Source organism: Saccharopolyspora mangrovi (assembly GCF_035320975.1).
Lineage (GTDB): Bacteria > Actinomycetota > Actinomycetes > Mycobacteriales > Pseudonocardiaceae > Saccharopolyspora > Saccharopolyspora mangrovi.
Window position 1 is genome coordinate 1 of record NZ_JAWLNX010000018.1, and the last position, 19,013, is coordinate 19,013.

Below are 19,013 nucleotides of genomic sequence, written 5' to 3' on the forward strand. Positions count from 1 at the left end.
CGCGCCCGCGACGTCAGCCACAACGCCGCCCTCCGCCAGGTCGGCAACCGCCTGGTCGGCATCCTGCACGGCTGCCTGAAAACCCACGCCCCCTACGACCAAGCGACCGCCTGGTCACACCGAGAACTGAACCTCGCCGCTTGACATCCAACGTCCAGGGATGTCTGACCCCCTCGACTCCCCCAGCGACCACGATCCCCGCAACTCCCTGAGATCCAGGGCGTTGCGGGGATCGCTTGCATCCGCGCGCACCGCCGTCACCTCCTCCCCGTCGACGGGGTCCCGTCATCAGCACCGGATTTCAATGGAACTCGGGGTTCTGATTTCCATTGAAATCGGGAACTCCACCCGGGGAGGTGACGTGTGTGCTTGTGTCGGGGACCGCGCGGTCAGTGCTCGGAGACGGGGTGCCGGGCGAAATCCCTCGGGATGATGAGGTCTTCGAGGGTGAGTTCGTCGATCGAGGGCCGCGCCAGGGCCAGCAGGGACGAGTCGATTCCGGAGCGGAGGATGTCGAAGACGTTGCGAACTCCGGCTTGCCCCTCGGCCGCGAGTCCCCAGAGGTAGGCGCGGCCGATGAGGACCGCTCGCGCGCCCAGGGCCAGGGCCTTGACGACGTCGCTGCCCCGGCGGATCCCGCCGTCCAGCAGGACTTCGACGTCGTCGCCGACCGCGTCGGCGACCGCCGGGAGGAGCCGGATGGAGGCCGGGGTGGAGTCGAGGTTGTTGCCGCCGTGGTTGGACACCGAGATCGCCGTGGCGCCGATGTCGCGGGCGCGGCGGGCGTCGTCGGGATGCGTGATGCCCTTGATCATGAACGGCCCGCCCCAGCGCTCCCGCAACCACGCGATGTCCTCCCAGGTGGGAGGCGGCGTGAACATCCACTCGCCGTAGGCGCCGAAGAAGGTCGGCGCCTGCTCGCCGCGCGGCACCATGTTCGGCGTGGTCAGGTCAGGCATCCCGTGCCGCAGGAACCCGCTCAGCCACCGCGGCCGCACCAGCCCCTGCGGGGCGAAGCTCAGCTTGGTGCGCAGGTCCAGCTTCTCCGGGATCGGCGGGCTCCCCCAGTCGCGACCGGTCGCGAAGCACCAGTCGAGGGTGACGATGAGGCCCTTCGCACCGGCGGCCCGGGCGCGCTCGGCTCGGGCCAGCACCTTCTCCCGGTCGCCCACCCAGTAGACCTGGAAAAGCGTCTTCGGGTTCGCCTCCACCACGTCCTCGACGGCGCGACTGGCGAACGACGACAGGCCGATCGCCGTGCCCACCTCCGCCGCCGCCCGCGCGACCGCGACCTCCCCCTCCGGATGCACGGCCTGCACGCCGGTGGGTGAGACCAGCACTGGAAGCGACAGCTCCTGGTCCATCACCGTCGTCGACATGTCCCGCTCGGCGGGCAGGTCGGCCACGCGCGGTGCGAAGCCGAGCTCGCCGAAGGCCTCGATGTTGTCGTTGAGCGTGGACCCGCGCTCGCTGCCGGCCACCAGCGCCAGGTAGACCGATCTGGGCAGTCGTCTGCGGGCGCGCCGGTGCGCCTCGGCCACTGTTTCGAACCACTCCGCCATGCCGCACCACGCTAGGGCGCCCAGGCGTGGCGGGCACCGTGCGACCGGGCCCACCGCCACCCGTCCGATCGAACGGGTCAGGCGCGGGTACCTGACCGATCGGACGGGTGCTCCCCTCCCCGATCGTCCCGACCTTCGTTCCCGGACGAGGGGTCTTGCCCCGCAGCCGTTCTCCCGGGGTGAGCTGGGGCACTAACTTCCGGCACGAGCCGGGTTCGACGCCGACGTTCCCCGGAACGGCCGCGGCCCTCCCTCGCCCGGCCGCAGAACAACGTGCAACGACGCGCGTGGAAAGGACAGCGACAATGCAGGTCGATGAGCTGCTCAAGCCGTTCCCGATCAAGGAGTTCCACCCGTTCCCCCGCGCCCTGCTGGGACCGGGTTCGCACGAGATGATCGGCCCGGAGGCGTTGAAGCTGGGCTTCAAGAAGACGCTGGTGATGACCTCCGGCCTGCGCGGCACCGACATCGTGCACAAGATCGTCGAGTCGATGCGCTACCACGGCCTGGAAGTGGTGGTCTACGACCAGGTCGAGTCCAATCCCAAGGACTACAACGTGATGGACTCCGTCGCGATGTACCAGGAGAACGCCTGCGACTCGTTCGTCTCGATCGGCGGCGGATCCTCGCACGACGCGTGCAAGGGCGCGCGGATCGCGGTGGCCCACGACGGCCGCAACGTCAACGAGTTCGAGGGCTTCAACAAGTCCGAGAACCCCAAGAACCCGCCGCACATCGCGGTTTCCACCACAGCGGGTACCGGCTCGGAGACGTCCTGGGCCTACGTCATCACCGACACCACCACCGACCCGGACAACCCGCACAAGTACGTGGCCTTCGACGACAACTCGGTGACCACGCTGGCCATCGACGACCCGGTGCTCTACTACGACTGCCCGGTCGACTACACCGCCCAGTGCGGCTTCGACGTGCTCGCGCACGCCTCCGAGCCCTACGTCTCGCGGCTGAACTTCCCGCCGTCGCTGGGCAACGCGCTGCACGCGATCAAGCTGACCGCCCAGAACCTGCGCCAGGCGGTGTGGAACGGCCAGGACCTGCCCGGCCGCGAAGGCATGATGTACGCGCAGTACATCGCCGCGCAGGCGTTCAACTCGGGCGGTCTGGGCATCATCCACTCGATCTCGCACGCCGTGAGCGCCTTCTACGACACCCACCACGGTCTCAACAACGCCGTCGCGCTGCCGCGCGTGTGGGCGTTCAACATGCCGGTGGCCTACAAGCGCTTCGCCGACATCGCCGAGGCGATGGGCATCGACACCCACGGCATGACCGACCCGCAGGCCGCCGACGCCGCGCTCAACGCCGCGATCCGGCTGCTGCGCGACGTGGGCATCCCGGAGCGGTTCGTCGACGTCAACGCCGACAGCTACTCGAAGAACCGGCTCGGCCAGGGCCCGACGAAGTTCTACGAGCAGGCCAAGGAGATCAAGGGCGACGCCGGCGACGTCGACCGCATCACCAACCACGTCCTCGGCGACGCCTGCACCCCGGGCAACGCCAAGGAGTGCACGTTCGACACGGTCCGCCCGGTGGTCGAGCACTGCATGACCGGGGATCTGGACGACCTGCTGACCTGATCCCTCCCCCGGACCGGCCGTGGTGCCGTGCCCCTCCGACCGGTGCGGCACCACGGCCTTCCCACCACAGCACCGCCCGAATCCCGGAGGTATCGCAGTGCTCGACGACATCGCGGATCAGCCCGGCGACAAGTCCTTCGAGTCGGTGGATGAGGTGATCTACCGTTTCGGCGAGCACGGCTACATCGCCGACCGGCGACTGGCCACCACCGTCTACCTGCAGTCCAGATTGGACAAACCGCTGCTGCTGGAAGGCCCGGCTGGCGTCGGCAAGACCGAGCTCGCCAAGACGCTCGCCGAGGCGACCGGGCGGAAGTTGCTGCGGCTGCAGTGCTACGAGGGGCAGGACGAGAGCAAGGCGCTCTACGAGTGGGACTACGGCAAGCAGCTGCTCTACACCCAGATGTTGCGGGACAAGATCGGCGAGATCATCGCCGACGCGCCGGACCTGTCCACCGCGATCGACCGGATCGGAGCCCAGGACAGCGTGTTCTTCTCCGACCGCTTCCTGGCCGCGCGGCCGCTGCTGGAGGCCATCCGCGGTGAGCAGCCCGCGGTGCTGCTGGTCGACGAGGTCGACCGGGCCGACGAGGCGCTGGAGGCGGTGCTGCTGGAGTGCCTGGCGGAGTTCCAGGTCTCGGTGCCCGAGGTCGGCACCTACACCGCCAGCACCCCGCCGTACGTGGTGCTGACCTCCAACAACACCCGTGACCTGTCGGCGGCGCTGAAACGCCGCTGCCTGCACCTGTTCCTGGACTACCCGGACCACGACCGGGAGCTGGAGATCGTGCGCTCCAAGCACACCGGGCTGCCGGAGCACCTCGCCGAGCAGCTGGTGACGGTGGTGCGGCAGCTGCGGGCGCTGAAGCTGCGCAAGGCGCCGTCGATCTCCGAGACCATCGACTGGGCGCGGACCCTGGCCGTGCTCGGGGCCGAGGACCTGGGGTCGGAGGTGTTGGCCGAAACGGTGAACGTCGTCGTGAAGTACGAGCGCGACCTGCACCAGGCGCTCGACGTCATCGCGCACATGGCCGACCCGAACCGCGGCATCCCCGAGCAGCTGCCCACCCGCGGTCATGGCCACGGGCACGGTCACGGCCACGGTCATGGGCACGACCACGAGCACGACGACGTGGACGGCCGGGAAGTGCGGGCAGCCAAGGACCAGCCGGGGCGACACGACGATTCCTACTACGGCGCACCGGGTTCCAGCGGTTCCGGCAAGCGGAGCACGGGCGGCCAGGGCCAGCGGTCGTTCTCCTCGGTGACCCGCCGCAAGTCGTGAGGAGCGCGTCGTGGAATCAGCTCTGCACCGGTTCGTCCGGTTGCTGCGCCTGTTCGGGCTGCGCATCTCGGTGTCCGAGGCCACCGACGCGATGCGGTGCGCCGCCCAGCCCGGCATGCTCGACGACCGGGAGGCGCTGCGCAACGCGCTGAAGGTCGCGATGATCAAGGACCGGCGAGATGAGGAGATCTTCGACGAGGTCTTCGAGGCGTTCTTCGCGCTGCGCCCGGTGATCGCCGCCGGCGACGAGCACGAGCACACCCACGAGCACGACGACCTCTCCGACACCGGTGAGCTGCAGTCGTTCACCGTCTCGGAGGAGCCCGCGGAAACCCCGCAGGAGGGTCACACCCACGCCAAGCCCGCCGACATCCGGGACTACTTCGATCCCGAGGACATGGCGCAGCAGTACAACCTGCACCAGGAGAGCAACAAGATCGACCTGGCGTCGATGACCGACGAGGTGGTGTTCTCCAGCGACGACAACAGCGCGGGCGGCGGTTCGGTGCCGTCGGTGCAGCTGGAGACCGAGCACCTGCACAACGCGGGCACGCCCGGGTCGCTGGCCGAGCACACCGGTCACCGCATCGACACCCGGTTGAGCATCGCCGAGGAGCAGACGCTGCTGGACTGGCTCGGCGACGACGAGGGCACGGACTCCGCGCCGCGCGGTCAGCTGACCGGTGTGCTGGAGAACCTGCCGGAGCTGCTCAAGCAGCACCTGGCCAAGCTCGCCGAGCTGGAGCGAACGGCCAAGGAGTCCCGGGAGGTCACCACCGGACGCCTCGACCGCGTCGACGAGGGCGAGCGGCAGCAGCTGGAGGAGTCGCTGCGGCGGATCGTGCACAGCCTGCGGGGCGCGCCGACCAGCAAGCGCCGCAACACCCCGCGCGGGCGGGTGCACCCGGCGCGCACGATGCGGCGCAACATGCGCTACGACGGCGTGCCGTTCCGGCCGGTCACGGTGACCCGCGCCGAGGACAAGCCGCGGCTGGTGGTGCTCGCCGACGTGTCGCTGTCGGTGCGCTCCACCGCGCGGTTCACGCTGCACCTGGTGCACGGGTTGCAGTCGCTGTTCACGCAGGTCCGCACGTTCGCGTTCGTCGACGACCCGGTGGAGATCTCGGAGCTGTTCACCGATCACCCGCTGGAACGCGCGCTCGGGCTGGTCTTCGACGGGCTGCCGCAGGGCGGGGTCCTGGACGTGGACGGGAACTCGGACTACGGCGCGACCTTCGCGAAGTTCCTCGACGAGTTCGGCAACACGCTCAACCGGCGCACCACGGTGCTGATCCTCGGGGACGGTCGCGGCAACGGCAACGACCCGAACGTCGACGCGCTGGCCGAGATCGCCCGGCGGGCGCGGGAGACCATCTGGCTCACGCCGGAACCCCGGTACTCGTGGCGGCTGGGGCGCTGCGACCTGCCGGACTACGCCGATCACTGCGACCGGGTGCAGGTGGTGCGCGACCTGTCCGGGTTGGCCAAGGCGGCGGAGTCCATCGCGACGGAGGTGACCGGGCGGTGAACGCGGGAGAGCGCGCGGCGCTGCACCACATCGACCCGCTGGTCCCGCACGGCCACGACCCGCTGGTCACCGTCGGACGGCACGACTCCACCTGCGAGGCGCGGGTGAAAGTGGCGCACACCCGGCACTTCTGCCTGCACCGGCGCGATCACCGGATGGAGATCACCCACTGGCTGCGGCCGGAGCAGCTGGACAACAACCTCGCCGGCATCCTCGCCGAGGAGCTGTTCGCGCCCGGCTGGCTCAGCGGTGTGGAGGTCTTCGAGCGGGTGTTCACCGAGGTCGTGCAGTCGGTGATCGAGGACCCGCTGCGGGCGTGGACGACGTTCTACGACAACACCCTGGCCCGCATCCGCGAGTGCTGGTCGCGTCCGGCCGGGTGCGCGCCGCACTCGTCGATCGCCGACTTCGCCCCGCTGTACCGCCGGGTGCTCGGGCTCGCCCCTCCGGGCCGGGTGCTGGACCTGGGGTCGTGCTTCGGGTTCCTGCCGCTGCTGCTCGCCGAGCGGGGCGAGCACTCGGTCATCGCCTCCGACCTCGCGCCCGGCAGCATGCGCCTGCTGGAGACGGTCGCGGCGACCCGGGGGCACCGCATGCACACCCTGGTCTGCGACGCCGCCCAGGTCCCGCTGCCGGATGGCGCGGTGGACACCGTGACGGCCATGCACCTGCTGGAGCACCTCGAACCGGCCCGGGGCGATGCGGTCCTCGCCGAGGCTCTACGCCTGGCCCGCCGCCGGATCATCATCGCCGTGCCCTACGAGGACCGGCCCAACGCCGCCTTCGGCCACGTCCGCACCTTCACCCCCGCCGACCTCGACCACCTGGGCGCCACCACCGGCCACCCCTACGAGGTCACCAACCACCACGGAGGCTGGCTCGAAGTCCACAAGGCCCCCTGACCCACCCCACCACCCCATCACCGCAAAGGCCTTCGAATTTCGCGCGAAATTCGAAGGCCGCGCGTCGACGTCAAATCTCGCGAGAAATGTGAATCCGCAGCCGGAACGGAGCCCTGACCTGCACGTACACGCCCGAATGCGGGGGGAGGGTTCGAATTTCGCGCGAAGTTCGAAAGCTGTGCGTCGAGGTCGAATTTCGCGCGAAATTGGAAAACCACCGCGCGGTCGGGCGTGTCTGGGCTGGTCGGGTGGGGGTTTGGTGGGTTCAGGTGGCTGGGGAAGTCGCTAGATGAGGTGGAGCTTGCTGGCTTCGTAGACCGCTTCCGCTCGGCTGGTGGCGGTGAGCTTGCGCATGATGTTGCGGACGTGGAACTTGACCGTGGTCTCCGAGATGAACAACTTCGCGCCGATGTCCCGGTTGCTGAGGCCGTGGGCGAGTTGCCGCAGGACGTTGAGCTCCCGCTCGGTGAGGCGGGGTTCGGTGGTGGTGGGGGCGTTCATCGACTCGACCATCGCCGCGGCGCTGCGGGAGTCGAAGGAGCTCTCGCGGCGGGCCACGGCGCGGATGGAGCGCACGAGCTCGGTGGTGTCGACGTCCTTGACGACGTAACCGCGGGCGCCGCGGTGGATGGCGTCGACGACCAGCCCGCCGTCGAGGAACGTCGTCAGCACCAGGACGCCGAGGTCCGGGTGCCGCTGGGTGAGCTGCCCGCACAGCTGCAACCCTTCGGTGTTGTCGCCCGTGGAGAGCTTGAGGTCGAGCAGCACGATGTGCGGGTCGGCTTCGGCGACCACGGTCAGCGCCTCGGCAGCGGTGGCGGCCTCGCCCACGACCTGCAGGTCTTCCTCGCGTTCGAGCACCGAGCGCAGTCCGTGCCGGACGATCGCGTGGTCGTCGACGAGCACGATCCGCACCTGGCCGGCCGCCCTGCGCTGGTCGGGAACCGTCATGGCAAGACCTCCGGCGCAGGTGAGAGGGGAACCCGCAGCTGCAGCGCCACCCCGCCCATCCGGGATCGCCGGATGCCCAGCGTGCCGCCGAGCTCCTGCGCCCGCGCGGCCATGTTGGCCAGGCCGCGGTGCCGGCCTGCGAGGTCGGTCGCCGACGACAGCTTCAGCGATCGCCGCAGCTGCGCGGGATCGCCGGTGCCGTCGTCGGAGACGGTCAGCCGCAGCTGCGAGGACTGGTAGACCAGGTGCACGACGGCGCGGGTGGCCTCGGCGTGCGAGACGATGTTGAACAGCGCTTCGCCGGTGAGCCGCAGGATCGAGCTCTCGTCCTCCGGCGGCAGCGGGGCCGGTGTGCCGGCGACCCGCACCTCCACCTTCAGCTCGCTGGACAGGTGCACTGTGGACAGTTGTTTGAGCAGCACCGGCAGTGATCCCGGTGGTTCTTCGGCTCCGTGGTGCAGCGCGTAGATCGCCGCGCGCAACCGCTCCACGGCCTGCTGCGTGAGTCCCTTCGCGGGCGCGAGCTTCTCGGCGACGCCCGCGGCTTCGGGCCCCATCTCGGCGAGTTCGGCGCGGCACACCTCCACGGTCATGCCGGCGCTGAGCACGTACTGGGTGACGGTGTCGTGCAGCTCGCGGGCGATGCGGTGGCGTTCGTCGTCGAGGGCCTGGCGCTGCATGGCCTCCACCAGGCGCCGCTGGGTCTCCTGCAGCTCGGCGTTGCGGGCGGCCAGGTCGCGGGCCTGCTGGGCGGCGGCCTCGGAGAGCTGCTCGGTGCGTCCGCGCAGCTGTGCGGCGGCGTGGAACAGGAACGAGTTGTGCACGGCGACGGCGGCCTGGTTGGCCAGCACCCGCAGGATCGCCAGGTCGGTGTCGGCGACGTGGACGTCTCCGGGCCAGCCGACGATGCCGCCGACGGGCTCGTCGTCGAGGGTCATCGGCGCCCGGACCCAGTCCGGGCCACCGGGTTCGAGCTCGATCTCCCACGGGCGGTTGCGGATCACGTCGAGCTGCTCGCGCACCTCGGGCGGCAACCGGGTCTCGTCGTCGACCAGTTCGCCGTGGTGCAGCAGCAACAGACGCGGCCGGGCGGCGCGCAGGGCCCCGTCGGCGATGCCCAGCAGCATCCGGTCGGCCTGCAGGTGATCGGCCGCGGCGCGCACCACTGCCTCCACCAGCGTGCGGGGACCTTCGACGGTGCGCACCAGCGCGCCGGAGATGCGGTCGAGCGCCTGCACGGCGTGCTCGAGCCGTTCGGCGGAGCGCACGTACTCCGGGTAGAACGAGCGCTTTCCGGAGCGCAGCCCCGTCAGCACGCCCAGGTCGTCGCCGAAGTCCCCGCCGGACATCGCGGCACCGCCGCTCACAGCGCGGCCCGGAACAGCCGGGCGATGTCGGCCGCGTGCGCCTCGCGCGGGTTCGTCGTCAGGCAGGCGTCCTTGAGCGTGTTGCGCGTCAGCACCGGTATGTCCACATCGGACACGCCGAGCGAGCGCAGCGTCTTGGGCACGCCCACGACGTCGGCGAGCTCCCGCACCCGCTCGGCCAGGGTCAGCGCCACCTCCAGCGCGGGCACACCGGCGGTGTCGATGCCGACCGCATCGGCCAGCGGGACGTAGCGGGCGGGGTCGGTCTCGGCGTTGAACCGGATGACGTGCGGCAGCAGCACCCCGTTGATCACGCCGTGCGGCGCGTCGAGCAGACCGCCGACCTGGTGGCTCATCGCGTGGGTGGCACCGAGGATCGCGTTGGTGAAGGCCATCCCCGCTTCCAGCGCGCCCTGGGCCATCGCGATGCGCGGTTCGGCTTCGCCGGGGCGGAACAGGGTGCGGGCGAGGTTGCCGGTGATCAGCTTGGCGGCGTGCAGCGAGTGCTGCTCGGTGAGGGTGTTGTGCGCGCGGGAGACGTAGGACTCGATGGCGTGGGTGAGCGCGTCCAGCCCGGTCGCGGCGTTGAGCCAGTCCGGCATGCTGGTCAGCAGCCGCGGATCGACCACCGAGATCTCGGGGACGAGCGCGCGGCTGAGGATGGTGATCTTGGTGGCGTTCGCGGTGTCGGTGATGATCGCGAACTGCGACACCTCGGCACCGGTCCCGGAGGTCGACGGGGCCATCACCAGCGGCGGGATCGGGTGCACGACCTGGTCGACGCCTTCGTAGTCCAGGATCCGGCCACCGTTGCCGGACAGGATCGCCACGCCCTTGGCCGCGTCGATCACCGAGCCGCCGCCGACGCCGATGATCACGTCCGCCCCGGATTCGACGTAGCGCTGGTGCGCGGCTTCGACCTCGTGGTCCTTCGGGTTCGGGGTGACCGCGTCCCACACCACGGCGGTGAGCCCGACGGCGTCGAGGTGCGCGGCGGCCTCAGCGGCCCAGCGGGCCTCGGTGAGCCCGCCGTCGGTGACCAGGAACGGGCGGCGCGCGCCCAGCCGCCGCGCGCAGTGCCCGAGCTCGGCCAGCGCCCCGGGACCGAACACGACTTCCGGGACGTGGAACTTCGCCAGCCGGGGTGGTTCTCCACGCGGGCGCGTGAGCTGCGGCCCGGGCAACTCGGTGACTTCAAGTTCGGGCGAGCTGGACACCCGGCTTCGCACTGTCATCGAACATCCTCCAGGCACCGGTGCGGAGATCTGCGATCGCCGGTGGGGCCGACGCGCCGGACCGAACCCATCCTAGCCGCAACGTGACCCGCACCACAGCGACCAGCGGGGCCTGCCTGGTCGGGCAGACCCCGCAGCCGCCCCCTTCGCACGGCGCTCGCCGGTCAGACGAGGCCGAACGCCTCGAGCTCGTCGTCGGTGAGCAGCCGGGATCGGATCAGGAACCGGACCCCCTCGGGGGCCTCCAGCGAGAACCCGCTGCCCCGGCCGCGCACGACGTCGATGGTCAGGTGCGTGTGCTTCCAGTACTCGTGCTGCGCCGCCGACATCCACACCGGCACCGCCTCCCCGTCCACGTCGAGGTCGCCGAGGTGGACGTCGGAGTCGCCGGTGCGGAACTCCCCGGCCGGGTAGCACATCGGGGCGCTGCCGTCGCAGCACCCGCCGGACTGGTGGAACATCAGCGGGCCGTGGTCGGCCCGGAGGCGGCGCAGCAGGTCCGCCGCCTCCGGGGTCACGGCCACCCGGGCCGGCTCCATCAGAAGAAGCCCAGCTTGTCGGGCGAGTAGCTGACCAGCAGGTTCTTGGTCTGCTGGTAGTGCTCCAGCATCATCTTGTGGTTCTCGCGGCCGATGCCGGACTGCTTGTAGCCGCCGAAGGCCGCGTGCGCCGGGTAGGCGTGGTAGTTGTTCACCCACACGCGGCCGGCCTGGATCTCGCGGCCCGCGCGGTAGGCGGTGTTGGCGTCGCGCGACCACACCCCGGCACCCAGGCCGTAGAGGGTGTCGTTGGCGGTCTTGATCGCGTCGGCGTAGTCGTCGAAGCGGGCGACCGAGACGACCGGGCCGAAGATCTCCTCCTGGAAGATCCGCATCTTGTTGTGCCCCTCGAACACCGTGGGCTGCACGTAGTAGCCGCCGGAGAGCTCGCCGCCGAGGTCGGCCTTCTCCCCACCGGTGAGGACCTTGGCGCCCTCCTGCTTGCCGATGTCGATGTAGGACAGGATCTTCTCGAACTGGTCGTTGCTGGCCTGGGCGCCGATCATGGTGTCGGTGTCCAGCGGGTTGCCCTGCTTGACCGCCTTGGTGCGCTCCACGGCCTCACCGAGGAACGGGTCGTAGATGCCGCCCTGGATCAGCGCCCGCGACGGGCAGGTGCAGACCTCGCCCTGGTTGAGCGCGAACATCGTGAAGCCTTCGAGGGCCTTGTCGTAGAAGGCGTCGTTGGCGGCGGCGACGTCGTCGAAGAAGATGTTCGGGCTCTTGCCGCCCAGCTCCAGCGTCACCGGGATGATGTTCTCGCTGGCGTACTGCATGATCAGCCGGCCGGTGGTGGTCTCACCGGTGAAGGCGATCTTGCTGATCCGGTTGCTGGAGGCCAGCGGCTTGCCCGCTTCGACGCCGAAGCCGTTGACCACGTTGAGCACGCCCGGGGGCAGCAGGTCGCCGATGACGCTGAGCAGCACGTGGATCGAGGCCGGCGTCTGCTCGGCGGGCTTGAGCACCACGGCGTTGCCCGCGGCCAGCGCGGGCGCCAGCTTCCAGACCGCCATCAGGATCGGGAAGTTCCACGGGATGATCTGGCCGACCACGCCCAGCGGCTCGTGGAAGTGGTAGGCGACCGTGCTGTCGTCGACCTCGCTGATGCCGCCTTCCTGCGCGCGGATGGCACCGGCGAAGTAGCGGAAGTGGTCGATGGCCAGCGGGATGTCGGCGGCCAGGGTCTCGCGGACCGGCTTGCCGTTCTCCCAGCTCTCGGCGACCGCCAGCTTCTCCAGGTTCGCCTCCATGCGGTCGGCGATCCGGTTGAGCACGGTGGCCCGCTCGGCGACCGAGGTGCGCCCCCACGACTGGGCGGCTCCGTGCGCGGCGTCCAGCGCGCGCTCGACGTCGTCGGCGGTGCCGCGGGCGATCTCGGTGAAGTCCGCACCGGTCACCGGCGTCGGGTTCGCGAAGTAGCCGCCCTTGGCGGGGGCCACGTACTCACCGCCGATGTAGTGGTCGTAGCGGGATTCGTAGGCCACCACGCTGCCCTGCGTACCCGGCGCTGCGTACTTGGTCATGCGTTGCCTCCTGCACGAGAACTTCCGTTGTCGCGCGGAATCGTGTCGGACCTCACGTTGCAACGAGGTTGCACCGGACTTGCTCCGATCGGATGCCTGACCAAACGGACGGTATTGGTCCCGCTGGCGGCGCAGACCCTTGTCCTGGGTGTTACCGATGGTCATCATGACCTCACTCGTCGACGAGGACGCAGGACTGGAGGCAACGTGCAGGAGGAGGAGACCCCGACCGCGACGGTGCTCGCCGACCCGCTGGAGTACGCGTCGCTGCTGGGCCGGGTGTGGGATGCGGTGCTGCGCGGTGACCGCGCGCCCCACTCACCTCGGGCTCTGGTGTCGGAGTCCTGGCAGCGGTCGCTGGCCGCCGACGTCGATCCCGATGCCTGCGAAGCACCCGTGGTCTGCGAGCGCGACGAGGTCCGCGACCTGCGCGACGAGCACCCCCTGCGAGCGGCGATCCCGGTGCTGCGCCAGACCGTGCTCGACGTCGCCGACGAGGCGATGCACGTGATGATCGTGACCGACCGGGACGGGCTGATCCTCTGGCGCGAGGGCAACGCCGAGGTGCAGCGCCGCGCCGACCGGGTGCGGCTGAGCGAGGGAACCCGGTGGGCGGAGGAGGCCATCGGCACCAACGCGATGGGAACCACCCTGGCGGTGGGCAAACCGGTGCAGATCTACTCCGCCGAGCACCTGGTGCGGACCTACCACGACTGGACCTGCGCGGCGAGCCCCATCCACGACCCCGACACCGGTGACGTGCTGGGCTCGGTGGACATCAGCGGCCCGCTGCGCACCGTGCACCCGGCGATGGTGTCGCTGGTCAGCGCCGCCGCGCAGCTCGCCGAGAGCCACCTGCGCGCGCGGATGGCCGCGCGCGACGAGCAGCTGCGGGCGCGCAACATGCCGCACCTGCGGGCCCTGCGCGGTGAGGCGGGAGCGCTGCTGACCCGCACGGGCCGCGTGCTGGCGGTGGAGCCGGGCGCGGCGGTGCTGCCCGAGCGGGTCGACGTCACCGACGGCCGGACCACCCTCGCCGACGGCCGCGAAGCAGTGCTGGAACGGCTCGCCGAGGGTTACCTGCTGCGACTGCCGGGTTCGTCGACGACGCGCACCCGCCCCCGGCCGGTGCTGTCGCTGTCCTTCCTGGACGCCTCGGGCCCGCGCGCGGTGCTCGATGGCCGCGAGGTCCCGCTGTCGTTGCGGCACGCGGAGATCCTGACGCTGCTGGCGATGCGACCGGCCGGGCTGACCGCCGACCGGCTGGCGTTCCAGCTCTACGGCGAGCGCGGCAACCCGGTCACCGCGCGCGCGGAGATCCACCGGCTGCGCGCGCAGCTGGGCGAGCACGTCATCGCCACCAAGCCCTACCGGCTGCAGGCCGCGGTCGACGCGGACTTCCTCACCGTGCGCCGGGCGTTGCACGACGGCGACCTCCGCACCGCCTCGGAGACCTACCGGGGGCCGCTGCTGGAGGCCAGCGAGGCCCCGGCGATCCGCGACGAGCGGGAGGAGCTGTTCGCCTCGCTGCGCAACGCGGTCCTCGACCGCGGCGACGTCGCCGCGCTGTGGGCGCTGTTCCGCGACCACCCGACCGACGACCTGGAGGTCCTGGGCCAGCTCGCCCACCGCCTCCCCCACCACGACTCGCGCCGCCCGCTGGTCACCGCCCGCATGCAACAGGTCCTCGCCGGCGAACCCTGATCACCTGGCTCGCGCTCGGATCGGGGGCTAGGAACAGCACAGCGTTCGCGAAGATCGGCCCACACCAATGGCTTCCGGGAGGGCGAGCGTCATTCAGCTGCAGGGCCGCTGGTGGTGCGCAGGCCGGTGAGGAGGGTTTGCACGACCCTCTCGACCGAATCGACGCCGCCGGTCGGCAGGTGCGAGGACAGCGCGCCTTCGACCATCTCGCAGATCAGGGCCAGATCGGCCGGGGTGACGTCGGCTCGCACGGCACCCGCACGCTGGGCGCGGCGCAGTCCCGGGCTCAGCACCGCGACCAGCTGGTCGGCGTACCGGCGCTGGTCGGCGGCCGAGAGTTCGCGGAACAGCCGCACCAGCGGGCGCCGCGAGATCTGCTCCTCGAACAGCTCCGCCAGCACTTCCAGGAAATCGGCGTCGTCGGTGTCGGCGACGAGTTCGCGCAGGAGGTGCAGCTTGCTCTCGGCCACCGCGAGCCCGAGGGCGTAGCGGTCGGAGAAGTGCCGGTAGACCGTCGCCCGGCCCAGGCCCGAGCGGCGGGCGATCTCCGACAGCGGCACCAGGTCGACGTCCTCGGCGAAGGCTTCGTCGGCGGTGCGCAGGATGGCCTCGCGGTTGCGGCGCGCGTCGGTACGGCGAGAACTCAGCACCGCTTACCTCCGCCAGACCGCACGAGGACCCAACTTACTAGCCAGTAGTGAGATCGTCGACCAGTTCAATGTCTCGTTTTGGCTCCATAAGCTCCCGGCTCAGTCGACGACGCCTGCCGTGGAGGGACCGCATGCCCGAACTCAACCGCCGGACGCTGCTCGCCGGAACGGCCGCCGCCACCGGCCTTTCCCTGCTGGGACCGGCCGCGAACGCGGCGAACCGCGTGCGACTGACCCGCGAGGAGCACCGGGTGGTGGTCATCGGATCCGGGTTCGGCGGCGGTGTGACGGCGCTGCGGTTCGCCCAGGCCGGGGTGCCGGTGCTGGTCCTGGAGCGGGGCAAGCGCTGGCCGACGGGCCCGAACGCCGACACCTTCCCCACCCTGGCCTCCCCGGACGAGCGGTTCTTCTGGCTGGGGTCGGGACCGTCGCTGTTCGGGATCTCCCCGCCGCCGTTCGAGCGCTACACCGGTCTGCTGGAGCGGGTGGCGGGCAACGGCATGGACATCATGTGCGCGGCCGGCGTCGGCGGTGGCTCCCTGCTCTACCAGGGCATGACGCTGCAACCGACCGAGGACGTCTTCAACGCCAACATGCCCGAGCGGCTGGACTACGCCCGGATGGACCGCATCTACTACCGGCGCGTCGCCCAGATGCTCAAAATCGCGACCGCTCCCGACGAGCTGGTCGGCAGCGAGCCCTACCAGGCTTCGCGGATCTTCGCCCGCAACGCCCAGCGGGCGGGCTTCTCGGTGGAGAAGATCCCGATGCCGATCGACTGGGACTTCGCGTTGCGCGAGCTCCGCGGCGAGATGAAGCCGTCCTACACGAACGGGGATTGCGCCTTCGGCGTCAACAACGGCGGCAAGCACTCCGTGGACGTCACCTACCTCGCGCAGGCCGAGGCGACCGGCAAGGTCACCGTCGCGGCCCAGCACAACGTCACCGAGGTGGCCAAGGCCCTGGACGGCCGCTGGCAGGTCCACGTCGACCGCATCGCCACCGACGGCACGGTGCTGGAGCAGAAGATCATCACCACCAGTGCGCTGGTCATGGCTGCGGGCACCGCAGGCACCACCCGGCTGCTGATGCGCGCCGCCGCCAAGGACCAGATCCCCGACATGCCCGACGGTCTCGGCTCCAACTGGGGTTCCAACGGCGACCGCATCTACACCTGGACCGATCTGGCCGACGACTTCGGGTCGCCGCAGGGCGGCCCGGTGGTCTACGGCAGCAAGGAGTGGGACGACCCGACGATGGCCAACACGGTCATCCAGGCCTCCCTGCCCCCGATGCCGAACCTGCGCACCACGATGCTGGTCGGCTACGGCGTCAGCTCGGGACGAGGACGGTTCGTCTACGACTCCGCCAAGGACGACGCCGTGCTCGACTGGCCGTCGCAGGCGGATTCGGCGCTGGCCGAGCGCATCGACCAGCGCATCGCCGCGGTGGCGGGTGACGGTTCGGTCCGGCTCGACACGACCTCGCTGGTGCCCAACACCTGGCACCCGCTGGGCGGTGCCTCGATGAACGTGGTCTGCGACCTGGCCGGGCGGGTGAAGGGTCACCGGGGGCTCTACGTGCTCGACGGCGCCCTCATGCCCGGCAACACCGCCGCCTGCAACCCGTCGATGACCATCGCCGCGGTGGCCGAGCGGGCCACCGACGAACTCCTCGCCCACGACGCCGGAGTGGTGTTCTAGAACGGTCCGCCCCGCGCCATCGCGGTGGCGCGGGGCGGGTTCTCAGCGGGCCGCGTGGGAGGCGTCGAGGAACTCCTCGCGGTGGATCTTGCGGGGTGCCATCCGGCGGCGCTTGAGCGCCTTGACCCCGGCCTCGATCATCCCCGGCGGCCCGCACAGGTAGGCGCTGAGCCCCCGGCAGGACTGGAAGTCGGCCAGCACCACGTCGGTCACCAGCCCGTTCGCACCATCCCAGTCCTCTTCGGACAGGCAGGGCCGGTACCCGAAGTTCGGGTGCTGCCGGGCCAGTTCCTCGAAGAACTCGACGTCGTAGAGGTCCTGCCTGCTGCGGCCACCGTGGTAGAGGTGCAGTTCCGGGGCGAGGTCGTGGGCCAGCGCGTGCCGCACGATCGACTTCAGCGGCGCCAGCCCGGTGCCCCCGGCGATGAGGATCGCCGGATCTTCCTGCGCCACGGGCATTCCGAAGTCGCCGAGCGGCCCCTTGAGCTCGACGCGCTCCCCCACCGACAGGCCGGCGAACATCCAGCCGTCGGTGGCGATGCCACCCGGCGTGCGGCGGACGTGGAACTCCAGTCGCGTGGTCTCCGACGGCGGGTTGGCCATCGAGTACTGCCGCGCCACGCCGGTTCCGGGGACGGCGATCTCGGCGTACTGGCCCGGGTTGAACGACATCGGCTCGTCCAGCTCGACGACCAGGCGCCGGATGTCCCGGGCGATGTCGTCGAGCACCACCACGGTCCCGGTGTGGTCGCGCAGCGGGTGCCGCGGCACCCCGTCGTCGGCGTCGACCTGCTCGACCGGCTCCAGCACCAGTCCCGAGACCGGCGTCGCCTGGCACCCCAGGGCGATCCCGGCCGCGCGCTCCTCCGGGGTGAGCGTGTACTCGGAGGAGTCGCGGTGGTCGACCTCGCCGGAGAGAACCCTGACCTTGCAGCTGCCGCAGGTGCCCTGCGTGCAGGAGTGCGGCAGCCAGATGTCGTCGCGCAGGCACGATTCCAAGATCGACTGGCCCGCAGGGCACTTCGTCGACCGGTCCAGCGGATCGATGCGGACCTCGTGGGTCAGCTCGGGAGCGGACATCACACCTCCCACACGGCGCGCAGCTCGACCGGGCCGCGGAAGCCCCAGCCCCAGAAGTCGACCTCGTGGTCGGTGTCGGGCTCCAGGTTCGGGATGGCCTCGAACAGCTCCTCCAGCGCGATGCGCACGACCTCGGTCGCGAAGTAGGTGCCCGCGCAGGCGTGCTTGCCCGCCCCGAAGGCCAGGTTCGGCACCGGCGTCCGGTCCAGGTCGAACACCGCGGGCGAGCTGTGGTCGTTCTCGTCGTGGTTGGCCGAGCCGTAGGACATCATCACCACCGAACCGGCGGGCAGCTCGACGCCGTCGATGATCATGTCCTGATGGTTTCGCCGCGCCACCGCCGACCAGATCGGCGAGGTCCAGCGCACCCCCTCGGTGATCGCCCTGCGCACCAGCGACGGATCGTCGATGACCCGTTCCAGCTGGTCAGGCCGCGTGAACAGGCCCGCGATGGTGGAGGCCATCGCGTGCCCGGGCTCCTGCATCGCGCCGAGCAGGAACACGAAGATGTTCGGGTAGATGACCTCGCGGTCGCGGACCTGGCCGGGTGGCATGCCGTCGTGCAGCCAGTGCGACAGCGCGCTGTCGTCGGGCTCGACGGTCCACTTGTCCAGCAGCGGGTCCACCACCGCGCGGATCTCGGCCTTGGCCTCGTCACCGGGGTGGAAACCATCCGGGGTGGCCCAGTCGCCGTTCTCGTCGACACCGGCGTTGGTGAACGAGACGCTGAGCTTGCGGAACCACTCGCGCAGCTTGTCCGAGCTCACCGACTGCAGGCCCATCAGGTCTCCGAGGCTGCGCACGCTGACCGGCTCGCAGTACTGCGACACCAGGTCGGCCTCGCCGTCGTTCTCGAAGGCTTCGAGGTAGCGGCGGGCGATGGGCCGGGCCAGGCCGTCGACGTAGCGGTCCACCTCGCTGGGCTGCAGGCCCGGGTCGACCATCGCCCGCAGGTCGTCGTGCGCGGCGCCGTTGGCGTCCAGCACCGCCGGGTCGCCGAAGGTGCGGCGTCCGGCCGGGGCGATCACGCCCTCGAAGTCGCTGTCGTCGGATCCGGCGATCCGCCGGCACATCTCCTTGGTGGAAGCCACCCAGCAGCCCAGCGCCGGGACGTAGGCCAGCGGGGATTCGGCGCGCAGCCGTTCGTAGAACGGGTACGGGTCGCGCTCCAGCTCCTCCATCGTCACGTCCGCGATCCAGCTCGGGGTCGTCATCGTCATCGCATTTCCTCCGTCGCTCTTCCGGCGCGTTTCGGGATGCTCCGCAGCCGCCCGGGCGGTGTCAGAAGGAAAAACACCACGCCACCTCCGCGTCGGTCGAGCCGCTGGGCGCGGTGCCGGGACGAATTGCGCGACGAAATCGGGATCGGGGCTCGACAACGCTTAA

15 protein-coding genes are annotated in these 19,013 nt (G+C 70.4%); 6 read left to right on the forward strand and 9 right to left on the reverse strand.

What is annotated here, in order from left to right; all coding sequences use genetic code 11:
* Positions 1-389 precede the first annotated feature (389 nt).
* Positions 390-1,562, reverse strand: a complete 1,173-nt coding sequence (gene mftD / locus R4I43_RS23290) for a pre-mycofactocin synthase MftD (protein ID WP_324267812.1) — start codon at positions 1,560-1,562, stop codon at positions 390-392.
* A 305-nt stretch (positions 1,563-1,867) separates the two neighbouring features.
* Between mftD and mdo the strand changes: the two genes are divergently transcribed.
* The 4 genes from mdo (at position 1,868) to mftM (ending at position 6,875) form a co-directional block, all read left to right on the forward strand.
* The gene (mdo, locus tag R4I43_RS23295; RefSeq protein ID WP_324267813.1) at positions 1,868-3,160 is read left to right on the forward strand and encodes an NDMA-dependent methanol dehydrogenase; all 1,293 of its coding nucleotides are present in this window, start codon (positions 1,868-1,870) and stop codon (positions 3,158-3,160) included.
* A gap of 97 nt (positions 3,161-3,257) precedes the next feature.
* Positions 3,258-4,445 carry an AAA family ATPase gene (locus tag R4I43_RS23300; protein WP_324267814.1) on the forward strand — a complete coding sequence of 396 codons (1,188 nt, stop codon included), beginning with the start codon at positions 3,258-3,260 and terminating at the stop codon, positions 4,443-4,445.
* A 10-nt stretch (positions 4,446-4,455) separates the two neighbouring features.
* Positions 4,456-5,973, forward strand: coding sequence for a VWA domain-containing protein (locus R4I43_RS23305; protein ID WP_324267815.1), 1,518 nt, complete (start codon positions 4,456-4,458; stop codon positions 5,971-5,973).
* Positions 5,970-6,875, forward strand: a complete 906-nt coding sequence (gene mftM, locus R4I43_RS23310) for a mycofactocin oligosaccharide methyltransferase MftM (protein WP_324267816.1) — start codon at positions 5,970-5,972, stop codon at positions 6,873-6,875. Before R4I43_RS23305 ends, mftM begins: the two co-directional genes overlap by 4 nt.
* Positions 6,876-7,160: 285 nt before the next feature.
* On the opposite strand, the gene R4I43_RS23315 is transcribed toward mftM, so the two are convergent.
* The 5 genes from R4I43_RS23315 to adh all read right to left on the reverse strand — a co-directional run bounded on the left by R4I43_RS23315 (position 7,161) and on the right by adh (position 12,490).
* Positions 7,161-7,826: a MadR family response regulator transcription factor gene (locus R4I43_RS23315; RefSeq protein ID WP_324267817.1), complete on the reverse strand. Its 666-nt coding sequence runs from the start codon at positions 7,824-7,826 to the stop codon at positions 7,161-7,163.
* Entirely contained in the window at positions 7,823-9,175 is a 1,353-nt protein-coding gene (locus R4I43_RS23320) for a MadS family sensor histidine kinase (protein ID WP_324267818.1), read from the reverse strand. The genes R4I43_RS23315 and R4I43_RS23320 overlap by 4 nt, the downstream gene beginning before the upstream one ends.
* A 14-nt stretch (positions 9,176-9,189) precedes the next feature.
* A complete protein-coding gene (locus R4I43_RS23325) occupies positions 9,190-10,428 on the reverse strand; it encodes an iron-containing alcohol dehydrogenase (protein ID WP_324267819.1) in 1,239 nt (412 codons plus the stop codon).
* A gap of 164 nt (positions 10,429-10,592) precedes the next feature.
* A complete protein-coding gene (locus tag R4I43_RS23330) occupies positions 10,593-10,967 on the reverse strand; it encodes a DUF779 domain-containing protein (protein WP_324267820.1) in 375 nt (124 codons plus the stop codon).
* Complete coding sequence (adh, locus tag R4I43_RS23335) at positions 10,967-12,490, reverse strand: aldehyde dehydrogenase (protein ID WP_324267821.1); 1,524 nt, start codon at positions 12,488-12,490, stop codon at positions 10,967-10,969. The genes R4I43_RS23330 and adh overlap by 1 nt, the downstream gene beginning before the upstream one ends.
* Before the next feature lie 207 nt (positions 12,491-12,697).
* Here adh and R4I43_RS23340 point away from each other — a divergent pair, with 207 nt between their 5' ends.
* Positions 12,698-14,194: a helix-turn-helix domain-containing protein gene (locus R4I43_RS23340; protein WP_324267822.1), complete on the forward strand. Its 1,497-nt coding sequence runs from the start codon at positions 12,698-12,700 to the stop codon at positions 14,192-14,194.
* An 89-nt stretch (positions 14,195-14,283) separates the two neighbouring features.
* Here the strand turns inward: R4I43_RS23340 and R4I43_RS23345 are convergent, their stop codons facing one another.
* The gene (locus tag R4I43_RS23345) at positions 14,284-14,844 is read right to left on the reverse strand and encodes a TetR/AcrR family transcriptional regulator (RefSeq protein ID WP_324267823.1); all 561 of its coding nucleotides are present in this window, start codon (positions 14,842-14,844) and stop codon (positions 14,284-14,286) included.
* Between the two features lie 131 nt (positions 14,845-14,975).
* Here R4I43_RS23345 and R4I43_RS23350 point away from each other — a divergent pair, with 131 nt between their 5' ends.
* A complete protein-coding gene (locus tag R4I43_RS23350; RefSeq protein WP_324267824.1) occupies positions 14,976-16,547 on the forward strand; it encodes a GMC oxidoreductase in 1,572 nt (523 codons plus the stop codon).
* 42 nt (positions 16,548-16,589) lie between these two features.
* Here the strand turns inward: R4I43_RS23350 and R4I43_RS23355 are convergent, their stop codons facing one another.
* Together R4I43_RS23355 and R4I43_RS23360 are read right to left on the reverse strand one after the other, a co-directional pair.
* The gene (locus tag R4I43_RS23355; protein WP_324267825.1) at positions 16,590-17,627 is read right to left on the reverse strand and encodes an NADH:ubiquinone reductase (Na(+)-transporting) subunit F; all 1,038 of its coding nucleotides are present in this window, start codon (positions 17,625-17,627) and stop codon (positions 16,590-16,592) included.
* On the reverse strand, positions 17,627-18,847 hold the full coding sequence (locus R4I43_RS23360; protein WP_324267826.1) for a cytochrome P450: 1,221 nt from the start codon (positions 18,845-18,847) through the stop codon (positions 17,627-17,629). The genes R4I43_RS23355 and R4I43_RS23360 overlap by 1 nt, the downstream gene beginning before the upstream one ends.
* Between the last annotated feature and the right edge of the window lie 166 nt (positions 18,848-19,013).